Origin of the sequence: uncultured Martelella sp. (assembly GCF_963677965.2) — a bacterium.
Taxonomy (GTDB): domain Bacteria; phylum Pseudomonadota; class Alphaproteobacteria; order Rhizobiales; family Rhizobiaceae; genus Martelella; species Martelella mangrovi.
The window spans coordinates 1292205-1317226 of sequence record NZ_CAXXFM010000001.1 but is presented as its reverse complement, the minus strand read 5'-3'; the positions used below and the strand labels follow the sequence as shown (position 1 = coordinate 1317226).

22 protein-coding genes and 1 tRNA gene are annotated in these 25022 nt (G+C 53.6%); 18 read left to right on the top strand and 5 right to left on the bottom strand.

Going from position 1 to position 25022, the window contains the following annotated elements; translation table 11 throughout:
- The first annotated feature begins 3 nt into the window (after nt 1–3).
- The 15 genes from ACHZCU_RS06310 (at nt 4) to ACHZCU_RS06240 (ending at nt 17364) form a co-directional block, all read left to right on the top strand.
- Nucleotides 4–939, top strand: a complete 936-nt coding sequence (locus ACHZCU_RS06310; protein ID WP_319518094.1) for a GDP-L-fucose synthase — start codon at nt 4–6, stop codon at nt 937–939.
- Between the two features lie 19 nt (nt 940–958).
- A complete protein-coding gene (locus tag ACHZCU_RS06305; protein WP_319518093.1) occupies nt 959–2263 on the top strand; it encodes a glycosyltransferase family 4 protein in 1305 nt (434 codons plus the stop codon).
- Between the two features lie 17 nt (nt 2264–2280).
- Nucleotides 2281–2991, top strand: a complete 711-nt coding sequence (locus ACHZCU_RS06300) for a CatB-related O-acetyltransferase (protein WP_319518092.1) — start codon at nt 2281–2283, stop codon at nt 2989–2991.
- 20 nt (nt 2992–3011) lie between these two features.
- Nucleotides 3012–3869 (top strand): sulfotransferase domain-containing protein, encoded by an 858-nt coding sequence (locus ACHZCU_RS06295; protein ID WP_319518091.1) that lies wholly within the window; start codon nt 3012–3014, stop codon nt 3867–3869.
- A 45-nt stretch (nt 3870–3914) separates the two neighbouring features.
- Entirely contained in the window at nt 3915–4793 is an 879-nt protein-coding gene (locus ACHZCU_RS06290; RefSeq protein ID WP_319518090.1) for a sulfotransferase, read from the top strand.
- A gap of 11 nt (nt 4794–4804) precedes the next feature.
- Nucleotides 4805–6181 carry a hypothetical protein gene (locus tag ACHZCU_RS06285; RefSeq protein ID WP_319518089.1) on the top strand — a complete coding sequence of 459 codons (1377 nt, stop codon included), beginning with the start codon at nt 4805–4807 and terminating at the stop codon, nt 6179–6181.
- Complete coding sequence (locus ACHZCU_RS06280; RefSeq protein ID WP_319518088.1) at nt 6181–7485, top strand: hypothetical protein; 1305 nt, start codon at nt 6181–6183, stop codon at nt 7483–7485. The genes ACHZCU_RS06285 and ACHZCU_RS06280 overlap by 1 nt, the downstream gene beginning before the upstream one ends.
- A 10-nt stretch (nt 7486–7495) precedes the next feature.
- A complete protein-coding gene (locus tag ACHZCU_RS06275; protein ID WP_319518087.1) occupies nt 7496–9613 on the top strand; it encodes a glycosyltransferase family 2 protein in 2118 nt (705 codons plus the stop codon).
- Nucleotides 9613–10800 (top strand): glycosyltransferase family 4 protein, encoded by a 1188-nt coding sequence (locus tag ACHZCU_RS06270; RefSeq protein ID WP_319518086.1) that lies wholly within the window; start codon nt 9613–9615, stop codon nt 10798–10800. Before ACHZCU_RS06275 ends, ACHZCU_RS06270 begins: the two co-directional genes overlap by 1 nt.
- Nucleotides 10787–11446 (top strand): hypothetical protein, encoded by a 660-nt coding sequence (locus tag ACHZCU_RS06265; protein ID WP_319518085.1) that lies wholly within the window; start codon nt 10787–10789, stop codon nt 11444–11446. The genes ACHZCU_RS06270 and ACHZCU_RS06265 overlap by 14 nt, the downstream gene beginning before the upstream one ends.
- Complete coding sequence (locus ACHZCU_RS06260) at nt 11443–12642, top strand: glycosyltransferase (RefSeq protein WP_319518084.1); 1200 nt, start codon at nt 11443–11445, stop codon at nt 12640–12642. Before ACHZCU_RS06265 ends, ACHZCU_RS06260 begins: the two co-directional genes overlap by 4 nt.
- Before the next feature lie 12 nt (nt 12643–12654).
- Nucleotides 12655–13515, top strand: coding sequence for a sulfotransferase (locus ACHZCU_RS06255; RefSeq protein ID WP_319518083.1), 861 nt, complete (start codon nt 12655–12657; stop codon nt 13513–13515).
- Nucleotides 13516–13525: 10 nt separating this feature from the next.
- Entirely contained in the window at nt 13526–14104 is a 579-nt protein-coding gene (locus ACHZCU_RS06250) for a putative colanic acid biosynthesis acetyltransferase (RefSeq protein WP_319518082.1), read from the top strand.
- 61 nt (nt 14105–14165) lie between these two features.
- Complete coding sequence (locus ACHZCU_RS06245; protein WP_319518081.1) at nt 14166–15080, top strand: glycosyltransferase family 2 protein; 915 nt, start codon at nt 14166–14168, stop codon at nt 15078–15080.
- Between the two features lie 139 nt (nt 15081–15219).
- Nucleotides 15220–17364 carry a polysaccharide biosynthesis tyrosine autokinase gene (locus ACHZCU_RS06240; RefSeq protein ID WP_319518080.1) on the top strand — a complete coding sequence of 715 codons (2145 nt, stop codon included), beginning with the start codon at nt 15220–15222 and terminating at the stop codon, nt 17362–17364.
- A gap of 394 nt (nt 17365–17758) precedes the next feature.
- On the opposite strand, the gene ACHZCU_RS06235 is transcribed toward ACHZCU_RS06240, so the two are convergent.
- From ACHZCU_RS06235 to cpdR, 3 genes are all read right to left on the bottom strand, one after another.
- Nucleotides 17759–18925, bottom strand: coding sequence for a nucleotide sugar dehydrogenase (locus ACHZCU_RS06235; protein ID WP_319518079.1), 1167 nt, complete (start codon nt 18923–18925; stop codon nt 17759–17761).
- 503 nt (nt 18926–19428) lie between these two features.
- Nucleotides 19429–19503 (bottom strand) — tRNA-Val (locus tag ACHZCU_RS06230).
- Nucleotides 19504–19598: 95 nt separating this feature from the next.
- Nucleotides 19599–19961, bottom strand: a complete 363-nt coding sequence (cpdR, locus tag ACHZCU_RS06225; protein WP_106307987.1) for a cell cycle two-component system response regulator CpdR — start codon at nt 19959–19961, stop codon at nt 19599–19601.
- A gap of 163 nt (nt 19962–20124) precedes the next feature.
- Between cpdR and ACHZCU_RS06220 the strand changes: the two genes are divergently transcribed.
- Both ACHZCU_RS06220 and hisN read left to right on the top strand, forming a co-directional pair.
- Nucleotides 20125–21030 carry an N-formylglutamate amidohydrolase gene (locus ACHZCU_RS06220; RefSeq protein WP_319518078.1) on the top strand — a complete coding sequence of 302 codons (906 nt, stop codon included), beginning with the start codon at nt 20125–20127 and terminating at the stop codon, nt 21028–21030.
- Nucleotides 21031–21343: 313 nt separating this feature from the next.
- Complete coding sequence (gene hisN / locus ACHZCU_RS06215; protein ID WP_106307700.1) at nt 21344–22120, top strand: histidinol-phosphatase; 777 nt, start codon at nt 21344–21346, stop codon at nt 22118–22120.
- Nucleotides 22121–22468: 348 nt separating this feature from the next.
- Here the strand turns inward: hisN and ACHZCU_RS06210 are convergent, their stop codons facing one another.
- Nucleotides 22469–23368: an alpha/beta hydrolase gene (locus ACHZCU_RS06210; RefSeq protein WP_319518077.1), complete on the bottom strand. Its 900-nt coding sequence runs from the start codon at nt 23366–23368 to the stop codon at nt 22469–22471.
- Nucleotides 23369–23907: 539 nt separating this feature from the next.
- Here ACHZCU_RS06210 and ACHZCU_RS06205 point away from each other — a divergent pair.
- Nucleotides 23908–24390 carry an Hsp20 family protein gene (locus ACHZCU_RS06205; protein ID WP_106307694.1) on the top strand — a complete coding sequence of 161 codons (483 nt, stop codon included), beginning with the start codon at nt 23908–23910 and terminating at the stop codon, nt 24388–24390.
- Between the two features lie 59 nt (nt 24391–24449).
- Here ACHZCU_RS06205 and ACHZCU_RS06200 read toward each other — a convergent pair whose 3' ends face one another.
- Entirely contained in the window at nt 24450–25022 is a 573-nt protein-coding gene (locus ACHZCU_RS06200) for a DoxX family membrane protein (RefSeq protein WP_319518076.1), read from the bottom strand.

Genomic DNA, 25022 nt, shown 5'->3' with positions numbered 1-25022 from the left:
AAAATGGCCTACAATCTGGAAAAAAAACGTATTTGGGTAGCCGGTCATCGCGGGATGGTGGGCGGCGCCTTGGTTCGACGCCTGCAGAGCGAGGACTGTGAAATTATTACAGCAAGACGTGATGTTGTCGATCTTGTCGACCAGAAGGCTGTCCGTGCATTCATGCTGGAGACCAGACCCGATGCCCTGATCGTAGCCGCGGCCAAGGTTGGCGGCATTCTCGCCAATGATACACGTCCGGTAGATTTCCTGTACGACAACCTGATGATCGAGGCGAACCTTATTCATGCCGCCCATGAAGCCGATGTAGAGAGGATTCTCTTCCTAGGTTCGTCGTGTATCTATCCGAAGATGGCTCCGCAGCCTATGAACGAAGATTCGTTGCTGACCGGTCCGCTTGAACCCACCAATGAGTGGTATGCCATCGCCAAGATCGCAGGTATTAAGCTATGTCAGGCTTATCGAAAGCAATATGATCGTGATTGGATCTCGGCTATGCCGACAAATCTCTATGGCCCTGGTGACAATTACGACCTGCAGTCCTCCCATGTACTTCCGGCGCTACTGCGCAAATTCCACGAAGCGAAAGTTTCTGGCCAAAAGGAAGTGGTTGTATGGGGGTCTGGAACACCCCTGCGTGAGTTTCTTCATTGTGACGATCTGGCAGACGCGCTCGTATTTTTGCTGAAGGAATATTCCGGCTACGAACACATCAACGTCGGTTCCGGCGTTGAGGTGACGATCCGGGAACTGGCGGAGACGATTGCAGACGTCGTGGGCTATGAGGCGACACTGACATTTGATAGCACCAAGCCTGATGGCACGCCGCGTAAATTGATGGACAGCGGAAGGCTAAACGCCATGGGGTGGAATAATGTCCGTTCACTGAAAGACGGTCTCAGGCAAACCTACGATCTCTTTCTGAGGGAAAGGGCCTAAATTCGTGGAGCGTTCGGCCATGGCAACGGATACTAGATCAGAACTCGATCGCGGCGGTGGCGTAGTCCGGGATGTGGTTATCTCATCCGGAAACAGGAACTTCCATCTGCTGTTTTCCGCGGCGGAAATGGCACGGCGCAATCGGCTCGCACTTCTGATCTGTGGGGGATATCCGACGCCGCTTGAACAGAAGCTTCTGAAAAGTCCCAAAATTCCCGGCGCGGCAAAGCTTTCGAGACTGCTCGGAAGAAAAGAAGAAATTCCGGATGATCTGATAAAGCAGAATCGGCTCAGCGAAGCGATAAGCGTAGCAGGCATTTCGCTTCGGGGTGTACCGAGAGCCAAATTCGCCGACATTGCTCTTCAGAAGAAGGCGTTTGAGATCTATGGACGTCATGCGGCCCGGCATCTACCTAAAGCAGAGAGAGTCGGCGCGCGCATCTACCATTATCGAGCCGGCTTCGGGCAATCATCGGTGAAGGTCGCTGCCGATGCCGGCATGATGACGATCTGCGATCATTCGATTGTGCACCCGGCGCTGCTGGATGTGCTGGTGGCCAATGGTGGACGCTTTCCCGAAGTCCGCCCGCCTCGCCCGGACGGTATTTGGGGCGTTATCCAGGACGATCTGGAGAGGGCTGACCTTGTGCTCGTGAATTCTGATTTCGTGGCCGAGACGTTTGCGTTCATGGGCTTTGACCAATCCCGGATTGCCGTCATCTATCAGGGCGTGGAAGACAAGTTTCTGACGCGCCTGCCCGCACAGCGGGAATATTATACGCAAGCGAGCACCCGACCAGTGCGGTTTCTGTTTGCAGGTGGAATCGGGTCCCGCAAAGGCGTGGACGAGATCGCAGCCGTGCTTTCTGCCGTACCAGATGCAAAGATTGAACTGCATGTTGCAGGGTCATTATCGGCAAGCGCACGCCAGAAATATGCCGGCTTGCTTTCGGATCCAAGGGTTATCTATCATGGGATACTGCCGCAGGGCGAACTCGCCAAGCTGATGTCCTGCTCGGATGTTTTCATATTTCCGTCTCGTGCAGAAGGCTCCGCCCGGGTGGTTTTCGAAGCGATGGCGGCGGGGTGCGCCGTGATAACGACTAAGAATGCCGGTTCAGCCCTGCGGGATGAGGAGGGCGGACGTATCATAGCGGTCAGCGACGTGGAGGCGTTGAGCATGGCAATTGATAACGTCTTGCTCGATCCATGTGGTTTTGCCGAGTTGGGCCAAGCAAATGCAACTCTCATCAGAGAACATTTCACGCAGAGACGTTATGGCGACCAGCTTGAGATTGTTTATCAACGTGCACGAAGCGGTTGAATAATAATGATAGGCAGATGGATATGCTCGCTACACTAAGGCGGAAATGGGACGGCCGGTTGGGGTGGTTTCTTGCTCGTCGTATTTTGACTGAGTGGCGGGTACCGGGCTTCAGAGCAACGCTGTCGTCGGATGTCGATATCAAGACGGTATTTGAAGACCACGTAAAACTCACGAAGAAAACGTTCGTGAGAAATTCTCGGTTTGGCCGTGGTTCTTACCTTGGCGAAGGAAGTCGTATCGTTAATACAGATATTGGAAGGTTCTGCAGTATTGGCCCTGATGTGTTGATTGGCGGCATGGGTCGGCATCCGACCGACTTCTTATCTACTAGTCCTTCCTTTTATTCAACAAAGGGTCAAACCGGTCTGACCTATCTGGGAGAAAGTTCGCCCTTCAAGGAAAGCCTTAGAACGACAATCGGCAACGACGTTTGGGTCGGAGCTCGTGTTGTGGTTCTTGATGGGGTCACGGTCCATGATGGCGCTATTCTAGCTGCCGGTGCAATCGTAGTGAGAGACGTACCCCCTTACGCGATTGTGGGAGGCGTACCTGCCAAGCCGATAAAACGTCGATTTGACGAGTCGACAGTGGAAAAACTGACTTCTATTTGTTGGTGGGATCAAGACGATAGAACCTTGAAAGAGATAGGTTCTCAGTTTGGTAATTCGCCACTACAAGAAGGTCATTTGGATAAAATCTTAGAATTGATTAACAGCAATCTTTAAACTTTTTGGTGTGATTATTCATGAGTAAGGTAGACTTTTTTATTATTGGGGCGCCAAAATGCGGAACTACTGCGCTGGCGAAAAACCTCGATAACAATCCCTCAATTGTAATATCAAACCCTAAAGAGCCACACTATTTTACAACTGATTTTATAGATTACAAAAAGGCGAAAGACCTGGAGGAATATCACTCGAGCTGCTTTCCCGCGGAAAAACACTCGGACGTCATTTGGGGGGATGCTTCAATCTGGACTATGTATTCCGAAGAAGGTCTTAATAATATAAAAAAATATAACCCTGACGCACGTATTGTGATAATGTTGCGAAATCCGGCAAAAGCTGCTTTCTCTCTCCACCAGCAGATGATTTTTCAAAAAAAGGAACCTGTGAGATCCTTTAGAGATGCTTGGCTTAGGAGTGATGAAAGGTTTAAAAGAAATATTGATACAAATAATAATATTGATTCGAAGTTAATTTCTTATAAACACGCTTTTAGTTTTCGAAGTCAACTGAAGAGGGTTTATGAAATATTCCCAAGTGAACAAATTTTTATTGGAACCCAAGAAGATTATATACGGGATGGCGTCCTTTATATAAATCGTGTTGAGGCTTTTTTAGGCGCTAGAATATTCAAGCATGCCATGAACGCGAAAACAAATGAAACTTTCTATATGAATAATAAGTTTGTCATGGACTTGCTCCGTCATCCCGTCACGGTCAAAGTGGCCGTAGGTGCAAAGCGCGTGTTAGGGATAAAGTCTTGGGGCCTGGGAAGGCCGGCTGCGCGCATTACGGCAGACGATATAAAGCTCGTTTACACTGATCTAGCAGACGACATCGCTGCCGTTGAAGCGGATTTCGGAATAAAGCTCACTTAAATGATCGGTCAAATAAATATAACTTATAATAATGAGTGTTGAATTATGAAGACTGTTGATTATTTCATTTTTGGGGCTCCAAAGTGCGGCACCACGGCGATCGCGTCCACTATCAGTCTGAATCCCTCCGTTGTTCTGTCGTCCCGCAAAGAGCCGCACCATTTTTCCACGGACTTTCTTTATCTTCGTCCTTCCTTGCCTTCAAATGAAGACTATCTGTCTACGTATTTCCCGCAAGAAAAAGCGCTTGGGGATGTCTGGGGGGATGCTTCAGTTTGGCACCTTTTCTCGACGGTGGCAGCCGCAAAGGTGCGAGCCTTTAATCCTAATGCGAGGATTATCGTAATCCTCCGGGATCCGGCGAAGGCCGCTTATTCACTTCACCAAATGCGCCGCGCGCAGCAACATGAACCTGTGCGCAATTTTGTCGAGGCGTGGAAGATGTCCCAAGTACGGTTTGACCGGGAAGGTTTTGATGGTTTTACCGATCAGGTGGGGCTTGATCCTAGGCTTATGGCATATCGTCACGCCTATACACTTCATCCGCAACTAACCAGGCTCTATGAGACGTTCCCTGCAGACCAGATTCTTGTCTTGCGCCATAAAGACCTTTTGCAGGACGGACCGGCCACACTTAAAATGGTGAATGAATTCATAGGTGGAGAGAAATTCGACTTCCCATCGCCGCAGAAAATTAATTCAAATCTTTATATGCGTGACAGTTTTCTTGTTGACTTGTTACAAACGAAATTTGTTCGAAACACCGTGCGTGATTTCAAAGCTCTTTTCAAGATCAAAAGCTTGGGAATCGGGAAGCCCACAGTGAAAATGACTGCCGCTGATATGGAGATCGTGCGTCGTGATCTGGCAAGCGATGTGCAGGCGGTAAAACGCGACTTTGGTATCTCGCTGCTGGATAGTTAGGATTTGACGAAGTGTCAGTATTCCGTCGTATCATCAAGGGTAGCGGAGCCAATGCCGTGACGCTAACGGCAAAAACCTCCGAGCAGCTGTTTCTCGTCCCCATCCTTCTTTCGGCGTGGTCCGTTGATCTATATGGAGAATGGTTGCTGATAAGCGCTATTCCTGTCTATTTTGCCATGTCGGATTTAGGCTTTCTTCAGGCTGGATCGAACGAGCTTGCACGTCGTGCCTCCCAGGAAAGCGAAGAGAATGTTGTAAGGTTTTTCCGAGAATTTACAGCAGCCTTCACTTCCTGGTCGCTTCTCCTCTTTCTCGTTTTTTGTTTGGCGGCTATATTGTTGCCACTCAGCCGCTGGCTTCACCTTTCTATTCTTTCGCCTCGTGAAGCGACCCTGACCTTTCTCGCCCTGGCCTTGGCTGCCCTGGTCTCGATGAACAACGCTGCCCTTGTTGCGGGACTGCGGGTGCGCAAGCTGTTTCATATAGGGCTGTTGATCAGGGCGGCCGGTGCATATGGTCGAATTATTGCAACTTTTTTTCTGGTATTTTTTTATTCGGCGACGCCTGTCGAGGTTGCTATGCTCAATTTGGCGGTACGCTGCATCGAATATGCAACATGCGTTGTGGTCCTTCAGACGCTTTCGCTCCCCCCGTCTTTTGCAATCCTGAAGCGAAGGCAAGAGAAGTTGTTCCCTTATATGCTGATCGGCTTGGAGTTTATGCTGATGCCGCTTGCTTATGCGCTTTCGCTCCAAGGCCTTACAGTTGTCGTCGGCACGATCGTTGGGGCTGCGGCTGTTGCCGTGTTCAGCACGCATCGAACTCTTGCACGAATGGTAACAACCGTTCTGCAGATGTTTGTCAGACCGTTGAGGGCTGAAGCGGGACTTCTGCAACGGGACGAAGATATTCCTGCTCTTGGAAGGTTATTGATGCGACTGTCCCGGATAACGTTCTGGATGTCCGTCACCATGGGCATTCCGCTCATGTTATTCGGAGGCATATTTTTTAGGTATTGGACGCATGGGCGGGTAGATTATGTCATGCCGCTTTTCCTGCTATTGCTATCCGCGTCATTTCTTGAAGGGTTATGGAGTATAGCAAGTTCGATTCGCTTGGGATCCAACAAACATAGGCCGATTGTCTGGGGCTTTTTTGTAATCTCGATTGTAGGTATAGCCTTGGCTGTGCTGCTTGGTAAAATCATTGGCAATCTTGGCGTAGCAAGTTCGGTTGTTCTATCCAATCTGGCGATGTGCGTTCTAACAATTCGGGCAACCACATCGCTCCTTAAACTTTCCACCAGGCAGTATCTGGGCAATCTCGTCACGCCGCCTGTTGATGAAATCAGAAAAATGGGCCGGTTTCTAAAAAGAAAGATAGCCTAATGGCAATCAGATATCGGCAAGTTGTGATGCCTTTCCATGAATTTCGTGTAAAAAAAAGTTACATTACATTTGAGATGTTATGTTGCTTTTTTTTGCCGTTATTGACTTTTATACGATTGCCTCTGATTGGTACGTTACTTGGTTCCGATGTCCTTCTTTTGATGTTGATACCAATTTTGATTTTTAATCCACATCGATTTAATTTGCAGAAACAGGCATATTTAGGAAAAATATTACTATTCGTGGGGATGTGGATTATTGCCGCAATCGTCTCCGATGTCCGTGCACACAGTAGCTTTATCGACATCATTCGCACTCAGGCGGCATTATGGACGCTGGCGGGTTATTTCTTCGTTTTCTTCGTTCTGGTCGACGGTAGGCTCGATAGAGCCACCGCAGCGCTTGTTGGGTCGTCTTTTGCTCTGATTATCAAAAATATTTTGAATATAGATGGTCTTGGCGGTAGTTTTTTTGGAATACAGTGGAAATTCGGCACTGGGATGTCGGTAATGATACTGACTCTGATTGTCCTAAAGAGGTGGTTACGGACGAGGAAAAGTCAGGGTATTTTTACCATGCTATTCAGCCTCGTGCACCTTGCTCTGAATGCGCGTTCCCTTTTTCTCATATGCTTTCTTTCTGGAGGCGCTTCTGTATTCAGTTTTGGTGGTTTAGGAAGATATGCCCGTATCGGAATCGCGTGCTTGATAGTGATAATGTCAATCCTGATCTATCCGATAGCTGAAAAAGTCTATGGATCGGCGGTGATTTCAGGCATGTTCGGGCAGGAAACAAAAGATAAATACATCATGCAAACTCAAGGCGACCTAGGCGTATTACTTGGCGGACGAAGCGAAATGTTGATTTCGCTCAAAGCCATTGCGGAGAAGCCGCTCTTGGGGTTCGGCTCTTATGCCAAGGATATGGATTTGCGTATGCAGTACTTCCAGCTTCGGGAGCTGGAAGGCGAAAATATTCGGTGGAACGCGAATTTTGTTAATAGAAGTGAACTCATTCCAACGCACTCATTTTTGTTCGGAGCTTGGGTCAATAACGGAATTTTAGGGGCATGGTTTTGGATTTATATTTTCTTTGTTGTCTTTCAGGGGATTATGGCAGGCGCGTTCGGCTATAAAACAGTTTCGCCGATATTTTTGGTGCCGATGATAGCGATTCTGTGGAATATATTGTTCTCGCCATTTGGTTTGACTCAACGTATCTTTGTTCCGATTTATGTTGTTATCGCCTGCACTATAATTGCGCAAAATATTCGGTCACCCTCTCGATTTAGAGAGAACCTATAAAAGAGTTTTCATGAAGATTTCTATTGTTACAAATGCATTGAATCAGGGTCGTTTTCTACGCCGTTGCATGGAAAGTGTACTCGAACAGTCCTATCGAAATATCGAATATATCGTGATCGATCCCGGCTCGACTGATGAGACGGCCGAGATTTTGGCCGAATACGAAGCCAAGGGCGATCCGCGGCTTATTGTTCTGAGGGAAAAGGACAACGGTCCCGCTGACGGGCTTAACAAGGGGTTCGAGCGGGCCACGGGGGATTGGTTCGCCTATATGAACGCGGACGACTTTTTCCTGGAAGGTGCCCTGGAGCAGGCAGCGGCGGCCATAGGACGCATGCCGGATGCGGATTGCATCTATGGCGATGGCTATATGACCGATGCACATGGAAAGGCCACCCGGCGTGTCATTTCAACGCCGTTCACGGCGAGGTCGTTTGTCAATGGTCGGGCGCTCGTCCTGCAGCAATCCACTTTCTGGAAGGCGGACAGTTTCCGGCGGATTGGCGGCTTCAACGTCGACAACCGCACCAGTTGGGACGCCGAGCTTCTGCTTGACATGTCGCTCTCAGGTATGTCGCTGCGGCATGTGCCGGGCGACTGGTCAGCCTTTGTGATACATCCCGAAAGCATCACCGGAAGTCAACGCCATGCTGCGCTCAGCAGGCAGAACCACGAGCGGATGTTTCGCAAGGTCATGGGGCGCGATCGCACGGATGCAGACATGAAGGCCCGCCGGCTTCGCCAGCGCCTGGATATGATCATCCATCCCGATGCGACCCTGAGCAGGATTAGAGACAAGATCAATCCGGGACACCTTCCGCAATTGCCGGATTGGGCGGGCGAGTCTTCTGGCAAAAAAAGGGGGGGCGGAGTTCGGGTGCTGGCCAAGGCGCCTGATGACGCTTCCTATTTTTTCGGATTCCATGATGTGTCGCCATGGAGCCCTGATGACACGCGGTTGCTCCTGCACAGAATAGATCCGGATATTCGCCGTATGCCGCGACCTGAAGATCGCGCCGAAATCCTTCTTTGGGATTACGCCAGCGGGTCTATCGATGTTGTCGGTGAAACAACCTGCTGGAACTTTCAGCAGGGAGCGCGCGCAATGTGGGTGCCCGGTCGGCAGATGACGCTTCTCTACAACAAGCGCGTGGGCGACAAGCCTGGCTGCGAGATCGTCGACCTGGTGACCGGTGAGCGCCGCCAACTCCCGCATGCGGTCGGATCAATAGCGCCGTGCGGCACCTATGCAATGGCGCCGAATTTCGGCCGGCTGGGTGCTCTTTGGAAAGCATATGGCTATTCGGGCTTTGAAAGCGCGGCTGACGATATCGCCCAGCCTGAGGACGACGGCCTCTGGCGGATCGACCTGGAGTCCGGGGAACGGCAGCTGCTCTTTTCGATCAGGGCGTTGGTTTCCGCCTCCGAAAATTCCGTATCTGCGGACACGAAGGTCTTCGTGACCCACGTTTCGTTCAATCGTGAAGGAACGCGCATTGTCTTCATGCTGCGTTTCTTCTCCAAGGATCACGCGCTTTACTCGCTGATCTATTCGGCCACCGCGGATGGCCGTGATCTGAAACTACTGGCTCAGGAGAAGATTAGCCACTTCGACTGGATCGACGAGGACAATATCGTCATTTGGATGCGCAAGGGCTCCAAGGGCCTCGCTGCGGCGCGCAAGTCCGGTCTTCTGGCGTCGCCATTCGTACGGCCACTCGTCAACATAGCCCGGAAATTCCGGGGAAGGCTCAAGGGCATGGTCCTGAACGAGAGCTATTTCCTGATGTCAACCAAAACCGGCGAGCGGACGCCGTTCATGGCCGGAACTCTGCCGCAGGATGGTCATCCTATGATCTCACCCGATCGGAAATGGATGATCGTGGACGAGTATCCGCATCCAGAGACAGGCGACACGCCCTTGATGCTCGTCGAGGTGGCGCGCCAAAGGCGTATTGACCTGCTAAACTTCAAACACGACGTTGGGTCCGGTGACAGCGATCTGAAATGCGACCTCCATCCGCGCTGGAATCGTGCCGGCACACTGGTGGGAGTCGATGCCTCCGAGCGCGGCAGACGCCGTTTTACGGTCGTTGATGTCGCGTCAGCCATGAACGAGGGGGGCTGATGGCCAAAACCAGAACCCTTGCGCTTTTGTGGGACAATTTCGGCCCTCTGCATCAGGACCGGCTTCGCGCGTTGACCGAGGTATTCGGTGCCAGCCGGCCGGTCGTGGGTATAGAGCTTTGCGGCAGAAGCGATACTTATGACTGGCGTGGTTTTGACGATCAGGGATTTGAAAAGCTCACGCTTTTTCAGAACAAGGACTTGAGTGCTCTCGGGACCGGGGAGCTGTTGTGGAAGCTGATCACAGCGGCGAGAAAACTCGGGCGTGGAGATTATATCCTTTGTCACTGGAATGTGACGGCGATCTTCCTGTTTGCGATCTGGCTTCGGCTGACAGGTTCGAAAGTCTACACGATGGGCTGCTCGAAGTTCGACGACAAGCCCCGTTCCGCACGCAAGGAGGCATTGAAAAGCTTGATGTTCCTTCCGTATCAGGGCGGTATCGCATCAGGTCGCCGGTCCATCGATTATTTCCGCTTTCTAGGGGTTCCTTCAGAAAAGCTGTCGGGTGAATACAATACTGTTTCGATAGAGCGGATCCGCACGCTCTCGGGACAGGATCCGGCGCCCGGCGGGACACCCTTTGACGAGCGCTGTTTCCTGTGTGTCGCACGCCTCGTGCCCAAGAAAAATCATGCAATGTTGCTGGAGGCTTACGCGCACTACAGAGCCTCGACCACCGAACCCGCGCGCGATCTCGTTCTGTGCGGTTCGGGTCCGGAGGAGCAGAGCCTGCGGGGGCTGGCCGAACGTCTCGGTATCGCTGATTATGTCCGCTTCACGGGTTTCGTTCAGACCGAAGAGGTCTCGCGTCATCTATCGCGCGCGCTCGCACTTCTTCTTCCCAGTCTGGAGGAGCAGTTCGGAAATGTCGTGCCCGAGGCCCAGGCTGCGGGCCTTCCGGTGATACTTTCCGATAATGCCGGGGCTCGCGACCTGCTCGTCAGATCCGCCGTGAATGGTTTTGTCGTCGAGCCCGATAATCCCGTGGGAATGAGTTTCTTCATGCGGGGGCTTTCGGAAAATCGTGCGCTTTGGGAGGGCATGGCGCGGGCGGCTTCGCAAGCGGCGATGGGAGGAGATGTTACCGAGCTCTGCCGCGCCGTGGCAAATATTACCGGAATGCCAGCGGACTTGCCGCAGCGCCCCTCTCTTCCCGGATCGGAGTATGTTCATGGCGCCGGATAAGCAGAGGCTCTTTTCCATGCCGGTCATCGTGACCGGCACGCATTATTCGATGAATACCCTCATGGGGCAGATTCTCAGCGAGGCTCCAGAGTGTCACGTGGTGCATGAGCCGCTCAATGCGCAGCCGGCGGTCGGTGCAGAGCAAGAGCATTGGTGCGTGTGTTATGATGACTGTTGCTATCGGGAAGTGCGTGATCGGCTGATCGGTTTCATGTTTGGTCGAAGATTGTTGACGGCGACGTTTAGCCGGATAGGCCGGTTTCAGTCACGGTCGGACAGCCTGCGGGCGGGCAAGTATGGACTGACCAACCTCACTCTGGCGTTGCAGCCATGGCGGGCGGTGTTCAAGTATCCGTTTCGCGCATTTTCCGGGTATTTCCTGCAAAAGCATCACGGGCTGGCAATCGTGCTTTGCCTGCGTCACCCATGTGCGTTTGCGCAAAGCCTGAAACGTCGTGATGGTGGGGGCGACGTCAAAGCAAAAAAACTGACTGACTTCTTACGAAAAGGCGGCTCCTCCGTTCACAAGAATGCGAAAGAGACAGTTGAAAAATGGCGCTTTCGGTTGTCTTTCGAGAAAAACTCCACGGCCCTGCAATTGTCGGGTGAGACAACCGATATTTTCGGGTACGGAGGGGCTTCATGAGGATAATGCACCTCATAGCGTCTGTGGACCCGGACGGGGGGGGGCCTGTCGAATATGCGCGCGTGATGGCAGCGGAACATGCCAAGCTTGGGCATGAGAGTGTGTTCGTGACGCTCGATCGGGAGAACGCGGCCTTTATTCGGCAATTCGGCTTTCCTGTTTTCGGCACAGGGCCTGGAAGCAGGATACCTGCCAGAGCCCTCGGCTTTTCCGAGAAAATCGCTGAGCTTGCGTCCAATTTTGATGTCGCGGTTGTCCACGGTCTCTGGAACCAGGCGACCATCTCAGGCCATGCCGCCCTCGTCTCCGCTGGTTTACCCTGGGTTATTTTTTCCCACGGCATGCTGGATCCATGGTTTCGGAAAGCCAAGCCGGTTAAGCATTGGATCAAGCAGGCATATTGGACGCTCTGGCAAGGCCGGATGCTCAGCGAAGCCAGCACAGTGTTGTTTACCTGCGAAGAAGAGTGTCGTTTGGCAAGGGGCGCTTTTGTCGGGCATTCCAAATATCGGGAACGCGTTGTGGCTTTCTGTGCCTCCGATCAAGGTCTCGGACCTGAAGAACTTGATGCGGGTCGCGCATCTTTCAAAAAGCAACTCCCGGCGCTCAGCGGGCGCGCGTATCTCCTGTTTTTGAGCCGTGTTCATCCCAAAAAAGCCTGCGATCAGCTGATTGAGGCCTTTTCGAGGATTGCGTGCGACTATCCTGCTGTCGATCTCGTCATTGCCGGACCTGACCAAACGGGCTGGCAGGTGGAGTTGGAGGCGATGTCTGCGCGGCTTGGCGTTGCCGGACGGGTTCACTGGCCGGGCCCGCTTAAGGGAGCGGCAAAGGCGGCGGCATTTGCCGATGCTCACGCCTTTGTCCTGCCCTCGCATCAGGAGAACTTCGGACTGGTCGTCGCCGAAGCGCTCTCGACCGGCACGCCGGTGCTGATCTCTACGAAAGTCAATATCTGGCGCGAAATCGTGAAGGCTGGCGCCGGACTGGCGGTGGACGACACCGTCGATGCAACGGAAGGCATGTTGCGCAGCTTTATGAAACTCGATCTCTCTACGGTCCAGGCCATGCGCGCGGCCACCAGACCCTGTTATGATGCGCATTTTTCCGTGCAACAGGCAGCAGAGGATTTGTTGGCGTGTCTTGAAATTGCGGTGCTGCAAAATAGTCATGCCGACCCAGCATCGGGTAGTTAGGAAGGGGTTCTCGTGAGCAAGCTGATACACCCACTTTTCGACCGTTACCTTTCTCATCCCGGCGAAATCTTGAAGAATTTCCGTCGGTGGAAGAATCCGGAAGTTTCAAATATTCCGGTTGCATTTGTTCTCGGTCCTCCCCGCAGTGGAACGACGCTGCTGAATCGGCTTTTGCTAAATCACCCGGCGACGAGGGGCTTTCCGATCCAGACCAACATTTTTTCGCCGCGGTCAATTTACGAGGTCGAAAGGTTCAAGCATTATGCAGAGCCGGCGCTCGTAAATCGCGCGCTTGCGGAAAGTCGCTCGCTGGCGGGGTTCTTTGCCAGACTGCATGAAATCTCCTTTCCTGATATGCCTGAAGAAGGATGGTATGTCGAAAAGACCCCTCAACATGCGCGATACTTAAGCTACATATTGAAGCATCTTCCAAATTCCAAGATCATACTGGCCGTTCGCGATGGACGGGACACGTTTTGCTCGGGACGCTCCGCGCAGAACATTCCCCAGGCTTCCAGCGTGAAAGCACATGCTCGCTACTTTAATTCCTGTATAGATCCCGTTCGCAAGCTGCTTGGTGAAAACGATCGTATTCTCGTTGTAAAATATGAGGAATTTACCAGCGATGCTGAAGCAGGGTTAACACGCATTATGAATTTCCTGGATTTACCCGTTGATCTGAAAAAACAACTGGTGCCCTCCAGCGCAGAAAAGGATTGGCGGGTCTCAGAAAAGGCATTTCAACGCCTTGCTCAGCCAATCACTCCAGCGACCGTTGGGCGTTGGAGAAAAGAGATGACCGGTTCAGAAATCGCCGAATACAACAGCATTGCTGGAAAAAATCTCCTTGTCTTTGATTACCCTCTAAGTTGACGGAGAAACCATGAAAGACATCAAGAATGCCGAAGTCGATGACCCTTTCAAAGGGGGCGCGACCTTCAGTCTCCAACATCGCCTAACCAGAATGGCCTGGGGGCTTGCCTGGTGTTTGCTGGCGTCGTGGACGCCTCCTCAGGCGAATGGAGTACGGGTGTGGCTTCTTCGGTTGTTCGGGGCGAAAATACATCCGACCGCCCGGGTCTATGGCTCGGCGAAAATATGGTATCCTGCCAACCTCGAAATGGATGCCTACGCGTCTTTAGGTCCGGGGGTGATCTGCTATTCGATGGACAAGGTCGTGATTGGCCACCACGTTGTCGTTTCGCAACGCGCGCATCTTTGCACGGGCACCCATGACATCAAGCATCCTTCGTTTCAGCTCTTCACCAAGCCGATTGTCATAGAGGACAATGCCTGGGTCTGTGCCGAAGCTTTTGTCGCACCGGGCGTCAAGCTGGGAGAGGGCGCTGTGCTTGCCGCCCGCGCGGCCGCTTTTCAGGAACTCGCACCCTGGACTGTTTATCGAGGCAATCCGGCCGAGCCGATCAAGGCGCGCCCTAGGTTCGAGCGCGAGGTTGCTTGATGCGTGGCTTTGCGAGGTATCCAGTTACTTTATCCGTTTTCTCAGAACCTGATCAGAGCCCATGACCTCATCTCTTGCCGTTCTTTTTCTCACGTACAATGAAGAAATGCACATTGGCCGGGCCATCGACAGCGTCGCCTCGTTTGCGAGCGAGGTGTTTGTTATCGATTCTTTTTCCAACGACAAAACAGTTGCGATCGCGAAGGAAAAAGGGGCGGTCGTACTATCGAATCCCTGGACGAATTATTCAGTTCAATTCCAATGGGGGCTGGATCATGCGCCGATCACCGCAGACTGGATCATGCGTATGGATGCAGATGAGGTCTTCGATCCCGAACTTGTCGATGAAATCAATATGAAGCTTCCTGAACTCGGCCCTGAAACGGTCGCAGTCAATCTGAAGCGCCGGCATATCTTCCTAGACCGTTTTATACGTCACGGAGGGCGATACCCACTCATCCTTACGCGGATCTGGCGACGTGGGCATGGCCGCATCGAAAACCGCTGGATGGACGAGCATATCATTGTCTGGGGCGGTCAGACAGTTACTTTTGACAATGCTTTTTCAGACCACAACCTCAACGATCTGACGTTCTTCACCGATAAGCACAACAAGTATGCCACCCGTGAGGCGGTAGATATTCTGAACCAACGCTATGAACTTTTTGCGCGTGAGGAACTGAGCCGTGATGATGGTTCCCGACAGGCCGGGATCAAGCGTTTTATCAAAGAAGACATTTATAACCGGATGCCGTTCTGGTGTGGCCCTCTTGGCTATTTCCTTTATCGCTATTTCATTCAGCTTGGATTTCTTGACGGAAAAGAGGGCTTAATCTATCACTTTTTGCAGGGCTTCTGGTATCGGTTCCTCGTTGGGGCCAAAGCGCTGGAATTTGACAGGGCGCTTGGAGAGATCCCGGATAAGCAGGGAAAGCTAAAAAAGCTTGAAGAGATGACAGGCCTCAAACTCACTTGATTTTGTTGATCATTAACATAAAGCGTCATTGATTTTTCTAGAAATTTCGCGTTCAAGATAAAATTCTGAATTTTACATTTCGCCCTTTGTGAATGTCTATCTTTTCAGGCGAACGATAACAAAAGGTCCCGTTCAACCTATGTCTATGGAACATTATTCGCACGCCGGAAGTGCTTCTCATTCCCGAGATAGTGAAGAAGCTGTTATCGATCTTCGCTTTCTGCGTGCTCTGTGGCGGGACAAGTTCATCATTCTAGCCTTCGGCTTGGTCGTCATGCTGGCAGGCGCCTATTACGCCTACAATGTGGCAACGCCGATATACAGTGCGACCGCGCAGGTGATGCGCAATAATCAGACCGGACAGATTGTCGATCTCCCGTCGGTTGTCGGCGAACTGAGTAATGACTCCAACGCCATTGGATCGGAAATCCAGGTCATCCAGTCCCGTGTCTTGCTGGGTGATGTCGTTGACGAGCTTGACCTGATAGAAGATCCTGAATTCAACGGACGTTTGAGAACGCCTTCTTTGAAAGCACGCATCAGGTCCACTATCTCATCATGGTTTTTTTCAAACGAGCAGAGTGACACTTCTGCCTCTGATAGAGAAGCCATGGATCGGGCTATTCGTGATTCCGTGATCAGTTCTCTTCGCGCGCACCTCAATGTGCGCAACCTGCCGACGACCTCTGTGTTCAACATCACGGTCACATCGGAAAGCCCGCAGAAGGCTGCTCTTATTGCCGATACCATCGCCCAGCAATATGTGCAGGATCAGATTGACGTTAAGCGCGAGAGCATGAAGGAGGCGATTGTCTGGTTGACCGACCAGGTGGGCCAACTTCAGCAGGATCTTGAGCAATCAGAAGTCAGGGTCAGTGAGTTCCAGTCGGCAAATCCGATGATCACGCCAGAGGTTCTTGCAGGCCTGCAACGCCAGTTGAGCTCTGTTCGTGACAGGCTGGAATCCACGCGCTCGAATGCGCGTGAGGCTGCCGCTCGGCTGGCGATGCTGCAAAATGCCGAGAGCTTCAGCGAGAAAGCCGCCGTCTCGGGCAACACCAGGCTGGAGCAGCTGGCGGCAACGGCGCCTTCCAACGCTGCCGATGCTGCTGAATTTGATCGGACTTACAGTGCGATCATTTCCGACGCGCAGGCAAACCAAACGCGTCAGAGCTCCAATCTCACGGCGTTGCAGAACTCGGAGGAGCGGCTGAGCGGACAGATCGAGCGTCAGGGTCAGGAGCTCATTCAACTTCAGCAGCTCACTCGCGAAGCGGAAGCGAACCGCTTGCTGTATCAGTATTTTCTGGGGCGGCTGAAGGAAACATCGGCGCAGCAGGGCATTCAGAAGCCCGATAGCCGCATTATCGCCGAGGCTGTTGTTCCGGGTGGCCCCATCGAGCCGCGGAAGCCTCTCATTCTTGTTGTGTCATTGGCCCTAGGGCTGGCACTGGGAACTGGGATAACCCTGCTGAGAGAGGTCCGCAACCGCGTCTTTCATACAGCGCCGGAACTGGAGCAGGCGACAGGAGAACAAGTCCTGGGGCAGATACCACTCGTTTCTGTCAATCGTCGCCAGAAACTCCTGTCTTATTTTCATGAGCACGGGACATCGGCGGCAGCTGAATCAATCCGCAATCTCAGGACGTCGATACTGCTTTCCGATGCCGATTCCGATCCGCAAATTATCATGGTAACCTCGTCGCTTCCAGGAGAGGGCAAGACCTCTATTTCTCTTGCTCTTGCCCTGAACATGACTGGTCTTGGCAAGAGGGTGCTTGTGATGGAGGGCGACATCAGGCGCCGTGCACTCGGAGAGTATTTCGATATCGACCAGGAAAAGGGGTTGATGTCGGTCCTGAACGGAACCGCGACAATTGATGAAGTGGTTCAACACAATGCCGAATTTGGATTCGACGTGTTGGGCAGCGGCAAGTCAACGGCCAATGCCGCAGATATCGTTTCTTCTCCGAACTTCAGCGCTTTGCTGACGGAGCTTCGCTCACGCTATGACCACATCATTATCGATACGCCGCCTGTCCTGATCGTGCCTGACAGCCGAATTGTCGCCAAACAAGTCGACAGGGTCGTTGTCGTCGTGAAGTGGAACCAAACCAGCAGGTCCCAGCTTTCCGAAGCGCTGAATATGATCGATTCTGTTCACGCGGAGATCGATGGACTGGTGCTTAACCAGATAAGCGCGTCGGGAATGAGGCGCTATGGATACGGGAATAGCTACGGTTCCTATTACGCCTACAGTTCGAGTGACTACTACGATAGGTAGCTCTGGCGGGAAGAGCGGAGCAGTGGCTTCGTTCAGGTTTTTACCGATGCTTGCATTTTGGCGGTAGGAACGACTTCATGCGGCGCGAGCGATTTCACGTTGTATCGCGTTGTGGAGAGGGTGCGGTGCGTTACTCGTAATCCACGATGGGGATGTCTGGCCGTTTCGACAACGTGACCTGCGCCACGCATGAATACAGGTCGTGGACATATCGCAAGCAGTTAATGGCGCGTTTGTCTGCTCGCAGACTTTATGTTTCCTAAAGTTTATGGCCACTCAGATATGTTCTGGAAATATGTAGCCCAGCAATTGATTTTAGTTTCCTTGTTCCCGGCGGATCTAAACTTCATGTGAAAGACGCCACTGCGGAGGCGGCAATTATTGCTATTGAATATCAATCATTCCCGAAAAGGTCGCGCGTGAAAACCTTGTCCGTGACGTCCCGTATCTCGTCGGTGATGCGATTGGCGACGATGACGTCCGCTGCCTGCTTGAACTCCTGAAGATCGTTGACGACAGGCGAGCGGAAGAATTCCGGTTCGCTCAGGACCGGTTCAAACACAATGACGCGGATGCCCTTGGCCTTGATCCGTTTCATGATGCCCTGAACGGAGGAGTCGCGGAAATTGTCCGAACCGGCCTTCATCACTAGGCGGTAGATGCCGACGGTCTCCGGTTTTAACGCGATGATACGCTCGGCGATGAAGTCCTTGCGCGTGGTATTCGCATCGACGATGGCGCGGATGAGATTCTGAGGCACTTCCGAATAGTTTGCCAGAAGCTGCCTGGTATCCTTCGGCAGGCAATAGCCACCATAACCGAATGAGGGGTTGTTGTAGTGGCTTCCAATTCTTGGATCGAGCCCGATTCCCTGAACAATCTGGCGGGTGTCCATTCCATGGGTCATGGCATAGCTATCGAGTTCGTTGAAGTAAGCGACACGCATGGCGAGAAAGGTATTGGCGAACAGTTTGATCGCTTCCGCCTCGGACGGGTTGGTGAACAGTACCGGCGCGTCCTTTTTTATCGCGCCTTCGACCAGTAGGTCTGCAAACGTCTTCGCCCGCTCGGATTGTTCTCCGACAATGATGCGGGAAGGATGCAGATTGTCATAGAGCGCACGACCTTCACGCAGAAATTCCGGTGAAAAGATGATCCGATCCGTCTCGAGTTCACGCCGTATGCGTTCGACAAAGCCTACGGGGATCGTCGACTTGATGACGATGGTTGCCTTGGTGTTGATGGCCTTGACGGCGCTGATGACGGATTCGACCGAAGATGTGTCGAAATAGTTCGTTTCCGTGTTGTAGTTGGTCGGCGTTGCGATGATGACAAAATCCGCGTCGCTGAAAGCGGCGGCTGCGTCCGTGGTCGCCGTCAGGTTGAGCGAACGGTTTGCCAGATAATCCTCAATCTCGGCATCGATTATGGGGCTTTTTTTATCATTGACCTGAAGGACACGGTCCTCGTTCACATCGACAGCGATGACGTTGTGTTTCTGGGAAAGCAGGATGGCATTGGAAAGTCCGACATAGCCGAGACCGGCAACAGCGATTTTCATGTTGTGCTCTCAAATTTATAGGTCAGTAAGATACGAAAATCCTATGCAGTATTCTCATACTTTTACATCAGGGTTTTCCATTCGGCCGAATTTAACCTGTGTGTTGAAGCAGATGGCGTTTAAATCAATAAGTAGATGAACAAGCTGGGTGAGCATAATCAGCAACGAAATATGGTCGTTAAGCTACTCGGTTTTGGTCTTCAAATTCAAGGCATTTCCCTGAGCGTCTGGCAAAATTTACTGCCACATCCCTTCGCGTGACCGTGATTACGGCCGTACCGAACGCTTCGAAGCCAGGACCTGCAGTTGGAGGGCGCAACCTGGCAGCGGATTCAAATTTGCGGGATGACGTCACACCAAGGGCGTAGGGGCGGATATTGCGCCATGCGTACTTTTTGCTTGCCAGAAGATGAGTGACGGCAAGCGCGTTCGGCAAACCCGCAGGCCGCCAAGCAAAAGGGCCTCCGCGGTTAGCGAAAGCCCTCACAAGTCATGAAATTGGATGGTGGGCGTGACAAGGATCGAACTTGTGACCCCTACGATGTCAACGTAGTGCTCTCCCGCTGAGCTACACGCCCATCCGTGGCGCGGTGTATTCCAAACTTTGGCGGCGGCGTCAACTGGTTTTTGAAGCTTTTTTGTCGCTTTGTGCTTTCCCTCAACGCCGCCGGCCTCAAGGGGTGAGAACCTTTTCCACTTCGTCGACAAGATCGCGCAGGTGAAACGGCTTGGACAGCACCTTGGCATCCTTCGGCGCGGCCGAATCGGCGTTGAGCGCGACGGCGGCGAAGCCGGTGATGAAGATCACCTTGAGGTCGGGGTCGAGCTCGGTTGCCCGGCGGGCAAGCTCGATGCCGTCCATCTCGGGCATCACGATATCGGTCAGAAGCAGCGAAAACGGCTCCTCGCGCAGCCGGTCATAGGCGCTTGCGCCATTGTCGAAAGCGGCGACCTGATAGCCGGCCTTTTCCAGGGCTTTCACCAGGAAACGGCGCATGTCATCATCGTCTTCCGCCAGAAGAATTTTCAGTACCATCGGCTCAACCATATCGGCGCAACAGGCTTGTTTCTTAACCGGTCTGATAGACCCTATGTCGTAAACAAGCAATAAAGACAGGCCCAAAGTTTCCGCTCGGGCGGGCAACGGTCTTGGCAGGACCGGCGCGAGCGCGTAAATCTCCGGTATCAAAGGAGTTGCAGTGACAGAAAACGGCAGACATGATCCGCATTTTGACAAAGATGCGCTGTTTTTCGAGGTGATCCGCCCGGGAGAGCAGACCCTGCCGCTCGTCTTCAATTCGCCCCATTCCGGCAGGGGGTACAGCGCGGCCTTTCTGGCGGCAAGCAGGCTCGATGCCCATGAGATCAGGCGGTCGGAAGATCTTTATGTCGACGAGCTGTTCTCGATGGCGCCGGCCTTCGGTGCGCCACTGCAGCGTGCATTTTTTCCGCGCGCCTTTCTCGACGTCAACCGTGAACCCTTCGAACTTGACCCGCGGATGTTTTCCGGTGCCTTGCCCGCGCATATCAATGTAACATCGATGCGGGTGGCCGGCGGGCTTGGAACCATCCCGCGGATCGTTGCGGAAAACATGCCGATCTATGCGGCGCCGATTGATGCCGAAGAAGGGCTGGCCCGCATCGAGAATATCTACCGGCCCTACCACCGCAGCCTCAAGCAGCTGATGCAGGATACCAAGCGCCTGTTCGGCCGGGCCGTGCTGATCGACTGCCACTCAATGCCGGGCAGTGTTTCCGTCGGCGGCCACCGGCGCAAACCCGACATCATCATCGGTGACCGGTTTTCCACCAGTGCGTCCAGCGAAATCGCCTATGCGGCGATGTCGATCCTGGAGCGTATGGGGTTTGCCACGGCCTATAACAAACCCTATGCGGGTGGTTTCATCACCGAGCATTACGGCCGCCCCGCCGCCGATTGCCATGCCTTGCAGATCGAAGTCTCGCGCAGGCTTTACGCGGATGAGCAGAATTATACCAAGAAACCGGAATTCATCGCGCTCAAACAGGCGCTGACACTGTTTATGCGTGAGTTCGCCGCATTTCTCGCCGGTGAGGCTGATTCCGTCGGCCTTGCTGCGGAATGATGGCCCGCGCCGCGCGGCATCTCCGGCAATGAACGCAAAAAAAACCGCGCTTTAGGCGCGGTTAAGTCTAGGGAGGAAACACCCAAGGAGGGTATTCACAGTCGAAAGACTGTATGTATGACAGTAGATGACAGTGAAATGACTGTCAAGCTTTATTGCCTGAAATTTACGCAATGTGGCCTGTTGTATATTTTTTGCGCGTATTGCCTCCTTTAAATGTTTTTTTGCCTTTTATGTGAGCGGCCCGCCGCATGTCGGGCTTTGGAAAAGCCGCTCAGGTCACCCGCCTTCTCGTTTTGTCACAGGATATGCCATGTTGCCCGATCGCACCTTTTTCAACAGTCTCGCCGATGCCGCCGCCGCACAAACCCTGCCGCGGTTCAGGTCCGGTCTGAATGTCGACAACAAGCTGGCTGGCGGTTTTGATCCGGTGACGGAGGGGGACAGGGCGGCCGAAAGCGCCATCCGGCAGCTGATCGGCGAACATTATCCCGAACACGGGATACTCGGCGAGGAACACGGGTCGAGCGGGCTGGACCGTGAATATGTCTGGGTCATCGATCCGATTGACGGCACGCGGGCCTTTATTTCGGGTGTTCCCGTCTGGGGCACGCTGATCGGGCTTTATCACAATGGACGGGCGGTCATGGGGCTGATGGATCAGCCGTTTACCGGCGAGCGTTTTTTTGCCGATGCCGAAACCGTAGGGTTTGCCGGGCCGGGCGGGCCACGCAGCCTGAAAACCCGGGACTGCCGGCGCCTTGAAGATGCGGTTCTCTTTACCACCTCGCCGAGGATCATGGAGGCCGAAGCGATGGCGCGCTACGACCGGCTGGAGGAGCGTGTGCGCCTCGCCCGCTACGGCATCGATTGCTACGCCTATTGCCTGCTTGCCGCCGGTTTTGCCGATCTCGTGGTTGAAAGCGATCTGAAACCCTATGACATCGGGGCGCTGATCCCCATCATCGAAAGAGCCGGCGGCGTGGTGACGACATGGACCGGAGAGCGGCCTGAAAGCGGCGGCGACATCGTGGCGGCGGCCACGCCGGCGCTGCATGCAGCGGCACTTGAAACACTGGGTGGCAATTAGAGCGTTTCAGACTGAAATGGAATCGTTCTGCGACAAGGAATTTGCGCCAGGACCAAGGGCTTTGGCGCAGGGCATAGCCGAAGCTATGTCCAAGCCGAAGACCGCCGGTAATGGCGCAAATTCATGCCGCCCAGTTCAGCGCGCTTGACGCGCTGAACCGACTAAATCGCGGGCGTGTTCATTCCATGATCTGGAGATCATGGAATGCCGCCCTTGTGGGTTTGCCGAAACCGGCCATCCACGTTGTCGAAACCCTTCGACATAGCTATGGCTATGCCGCGCGGGCTTCTTCGCGTGGAATGACCGGTTTGGGCAAACAGAACTGTTTCCATTTCAGTCTGAAACGCTCTAACCGTTATCAGTCGCTGCCGAGTGCGCGTCGAGGAATTCGATAGTCGCTTCAAGGGCGATATCCCTTGTGGCATCGGCTTCCTGAAAGATTTCATGTCCCGATTCCGGCAAGACCACGTGTTGCGCGCCAAGCCGTTCGGCAAGCCTGGCCTGTGCATCTGCCGGGATCACGCTGTCACGACCGCCCGAAAGCACGAGGACCGGACAGCTGATGGATGCGAGCATTTCCGGTTTCGTCATGCGTTTGATTTCGCCAATGCAGGCCGACAGCCAGCCGTAGGAGACCGGCCCGAGCAGATAGGGCGGGTCATGTCGGGCGGCTTGAAGATTGCGCTCGTAACGGGTGCGGTCCGAGGTGTGGTGCTGGTCTTCGAAACGCGGCGGCGTGGTGCGGGCAGTACCGGTTTGCCGGCCGCCGCGGCCCGTATGGCAGGCAAGCCAGGCGGCGGACCGGATCAGCCATGTCGGGTAGCGGTCATGGCGAAGGCCGACAAATGGGGCCGCAAGCACAAGGCCGGCGAAACGTTCACGCCCGCTTTCGGCGGCGGAAAGCGCGATCAGCCCTCCAAGGGAATGGCCGAGCAGGAAGCAGGGCGCCGGCATCGTGTCGCTGACATGCTGTTCAAGAAAATCGAGAATGTCGCGTGGATAGTCTGAAAACCGCTCGATATGCCCGATATTGCGGTCTTCCGGGCGGCGGTCCGAGCCGCCCTGGCCGCGCAGGTCGAGAACGGCGACGGCATATCCTGCACGACGCAGGTCCGAGACGGTTTCTGCATATTTTTCGATGAATTCGGAACGTCCTGCCACGATCATCACGGTGGCACGGGCTTTCTCGCGCCCGTAAAGAGCATAGCGCAGGCCGACGCCGTCAAAGGCGCGCATCCTGCCTGTCACGGGTTCTGTTTCCGCCGGTCTCTCGTGCATCTGGGGTTGCCGTCTGATGTGTTCGGTGGAGCCTGTGATGACGCGCGATTGCCGACTTGGCAATGCCGGAGCGCGATTTGCGCAAAAAAAGGACCGGAACCGGGCGCTTGAACAGGGGTAAAAGCGACGCGGATCCGGCCAAGTAACCACCGTCACTGGGTCAAGAGTGGCGGTGGTGCCGGGACGGGTGCGCCGTAGTTCCCGGCAAGGACTGAATGGCGCATTTTGCATGAACATGAGTTCAATGCGACATTCATATTGCGTTCATTCCGTGTGTTTTGTGTCGACAATCGCACGGCATATTTGCAAAAGAGCGCTGAAAAAGGGGCATTTCTTCGACAGAACAGACCTTTGGGCGTTGCCTTTGTCCTCTTGAAATGTCGGGAATCATTTCCCAAATCAACGTGCGAGGACGCCAGGCTCTGGGTTCTCAACCGTTTTCCACAATCGCCGGTTTCGGGATTCACGGAAAACGTATCGCAAACAATCGTCGCTCAAAGGAGGACACTATGCGTAACGTTGATTTTTCGCCTCTCTATCGCTCTACCGTCGGCTTCGACCGACTTTTCAATCTCCTCGACTCGATGGGGCAGCCTGAACAGGCGCCTGCCTACCCCCCTTATAATATCGAACGAACCGGAGAGAACAACTACCGTATTTCAATGGCCGTCGCCGGCTTTAGTGAGAGCGAGCTTTCCATTGAAGCACATGCTAATGTACTGACCGTGAAAGGCGAGAAGGCCGACGAAGACGAAGATGGCAGCAGCGAATATCTCTATCGCGGCATTGCCAAACGCGCTTTTGAACGCCGCTTCCAGCTTGCCGACCACATGGAAGTGCGTGGCGCGACGTTGAGAAACGGCCTGCTGCATGTCGAATTGCTGCGCAATATTCCCGAGGCCATGAAACCGCGCCGGATCGCGATCGAGACCCGCGGCAGTGAGCCGAAGACGATTGCCGCGCAAAAGGATGTGGAGATGGATGCTGCCTGACGGCAGCCTCAACAAACGCGAAATGTCACGGCGGCGCCCCCAGGGGCGCCGCTTTTGTGTCAGGCCGGCTTTTTCATGATGCGGGCTGCGAGATGGTCGATGGAGATTTTCCCCGGCCCGTAAACGATCAGCAGCACCAGCGGCATGGTCCAGAAAAGACGCTGGTCGAGAATGGCGCTGTCGGGAAACCGGTCGAACAGGGCGCCGATCGTCTCGGGGCCAACCTGATGCACGGTAATGTCCACAAGCGTCTGCACCGCGATGAAGCCCAGCATGCCAATGGCGCTGAGGCGGGTGAGGATGCCCGCAATAATCATCAGCGGCAGCAGGAACTCGGCATAGGTGCCGAGATGGACAACAAGCCCCCACGGCAGGAACGGAACGGCCGAGACATCGCCGCCGGCCGCCTCCACCGCAGGCAGTGCGATCTGGTAATAGGCGGAATTGCTGACCGTGAAAAAACCGGCAATGCCTGATCCGACCTTGGTCAGCGCCGAGTTCAGGAAATAAAGCCAGAGCGTTGCCGCGAAAACAAGGCGAGCGAAAAGGCCGGGAAACCATGGCGCCAGAAACGCCTGCAGGTCCGAGAACACACGATTGTAAAGATGTGCGGCGGCACAGATGAATTTCAT

What these genes read in the sequence shown, in the direction of transcription:
- ACHZCU_RS06310 (WP_319518094.1), top strand. Translation starts at nt 4, where the DNA reads ATGGCCTACAATCTGGAAAAAAAACGTATTTGGGTAGCCGGTCATCGC.
- ACHZCU_RS06305 (WP_319518093.1), top strand. Translation starts at nt 959, where the DNA reads ATGGCAACGGATACTAGATCAGAACTCGATCGCGGCGGTGGCGTAGTC.
- ACHZCU_RS06300 (WP_319518092.1), top strand. Translation starts at nt 2,281, where the DNA reads ATGGATATGCTCGCTACACTAAGGCGGAAATGGGACGGCCGGTTGGGG.
- ACHZCU_RS06295 (WP_319518091.1), top strand. Translation starts at nt 3,012, where the DNA reads ATGAGTAAGGTAGACTTTTTTATTATTGGGGCGCCAAAATGCGGAACT.
- ACHZCU_RS06290 (WP_319518090.1), top strand. Translation starts at nt 3,915, where the DNA reads ATGAAGACTGTTGATTATTTCATTTTTGGGGCTCCAAAGTGCGGCACC.
- ACHZCU_RS06280 (WP_319518088.1), top strand. Translation starts at nt 6,181, where the DNA reads ATGGCAATCAGATATCGGCAAGTTGTGATGCCTTTCCATGAATTTCGT.
- ACHZCU_RS06275 (WP_319518087.1), top strand. Translation starts at nt 7,496, where the DNA reads ATGAAGATTTCTATTGTTACAAATGCATTGAATCAGGGTCGTTTTCTA.
- ACHZCU_RS06270 (WP_319518086.1), top strand. Translation starts at nt 9,613, where the DNA reads ATGGCCAAAACCAGAACCCTTGCGCTTTTGTGGGACAATTTCGGCCCT.
- ACHZCU_RS06265 (WP_319518085.1), top strand. Translation starts at nt 10,787, where the DNA reads ATGGCGCCGGATAAGCAGAGGCTCTTTTCCATGCCGGTCATCGTGACC.
- ACHZCU_RS06260 (WP_319518084.1), top strand. Translation starts at nt 11,443, where the DNA reads ATGAGGATAATGCACCTCATAGCGTCTGTGGACCCGGACGGGGGGGGG.
- ACHZCU_RS06250 (WP_319518082.1), top strand. Translation starts at nt 13,526, where the DNA reads ATGAAAGACATCAAGAATGCCGAAGTCGATGACCCTTTCAAAGGGGGC.
- ACHZCU_RS06245 (WP_319518081.1), top strand. Translation starts at nt 14,166, where the DNA reads ATGACCTCATCTCTTGCCGTTCTTTTTCTCACGTACAATGAAGAAATG.
- ACHZCU_RS06240 (WP_319518080.1), top strand. Translation starts at nt 15,220, where the DNA reads ATGTCTATGGAACATTATTCGCACGCCGGAAGTGCTTCTCATTCCCGA.
- ACHZCU_RS06235 (WP_319518079.1), bottom strand. Translation starts at nt 18,925, where the DNA reads ATGAAAATCGCTGTTGCCGGTCTCGGCTATGTCGGACTTTCCAATGCC.
- cpdR (WP_106307987.1), bottom strand. Translation starts at nt 19,961, where the DNA reads ATGGTACTGAAAATTCTTCTGGCGGAAGACGATGATGACATGCGCCGT.
- hisN (WP_106307700.1), top strand. Translation starts at nt 21,344, where the DNA reads ATGTTGCCCGATCGCACCTTTTTCAACAGTCTCGCCGATGCCGCCGCC.
- ACHZCU_RS06205 (WP_106307694.1), top strand. Translation starts at nt 23,908, where the DNA reads ATGCGTAACGTTGATTTTTCGCCTCTCTATCGCTCTACCGTCGGCTTC.
- ACHZCU_RS06200 (WP_319518076.1), bottom strand. Translation starts at nt 25,022, where the DNA reads ATGAAATTCATCTGTGCCGCCGCACATCTTTACAATCGTGTGTTCTCG.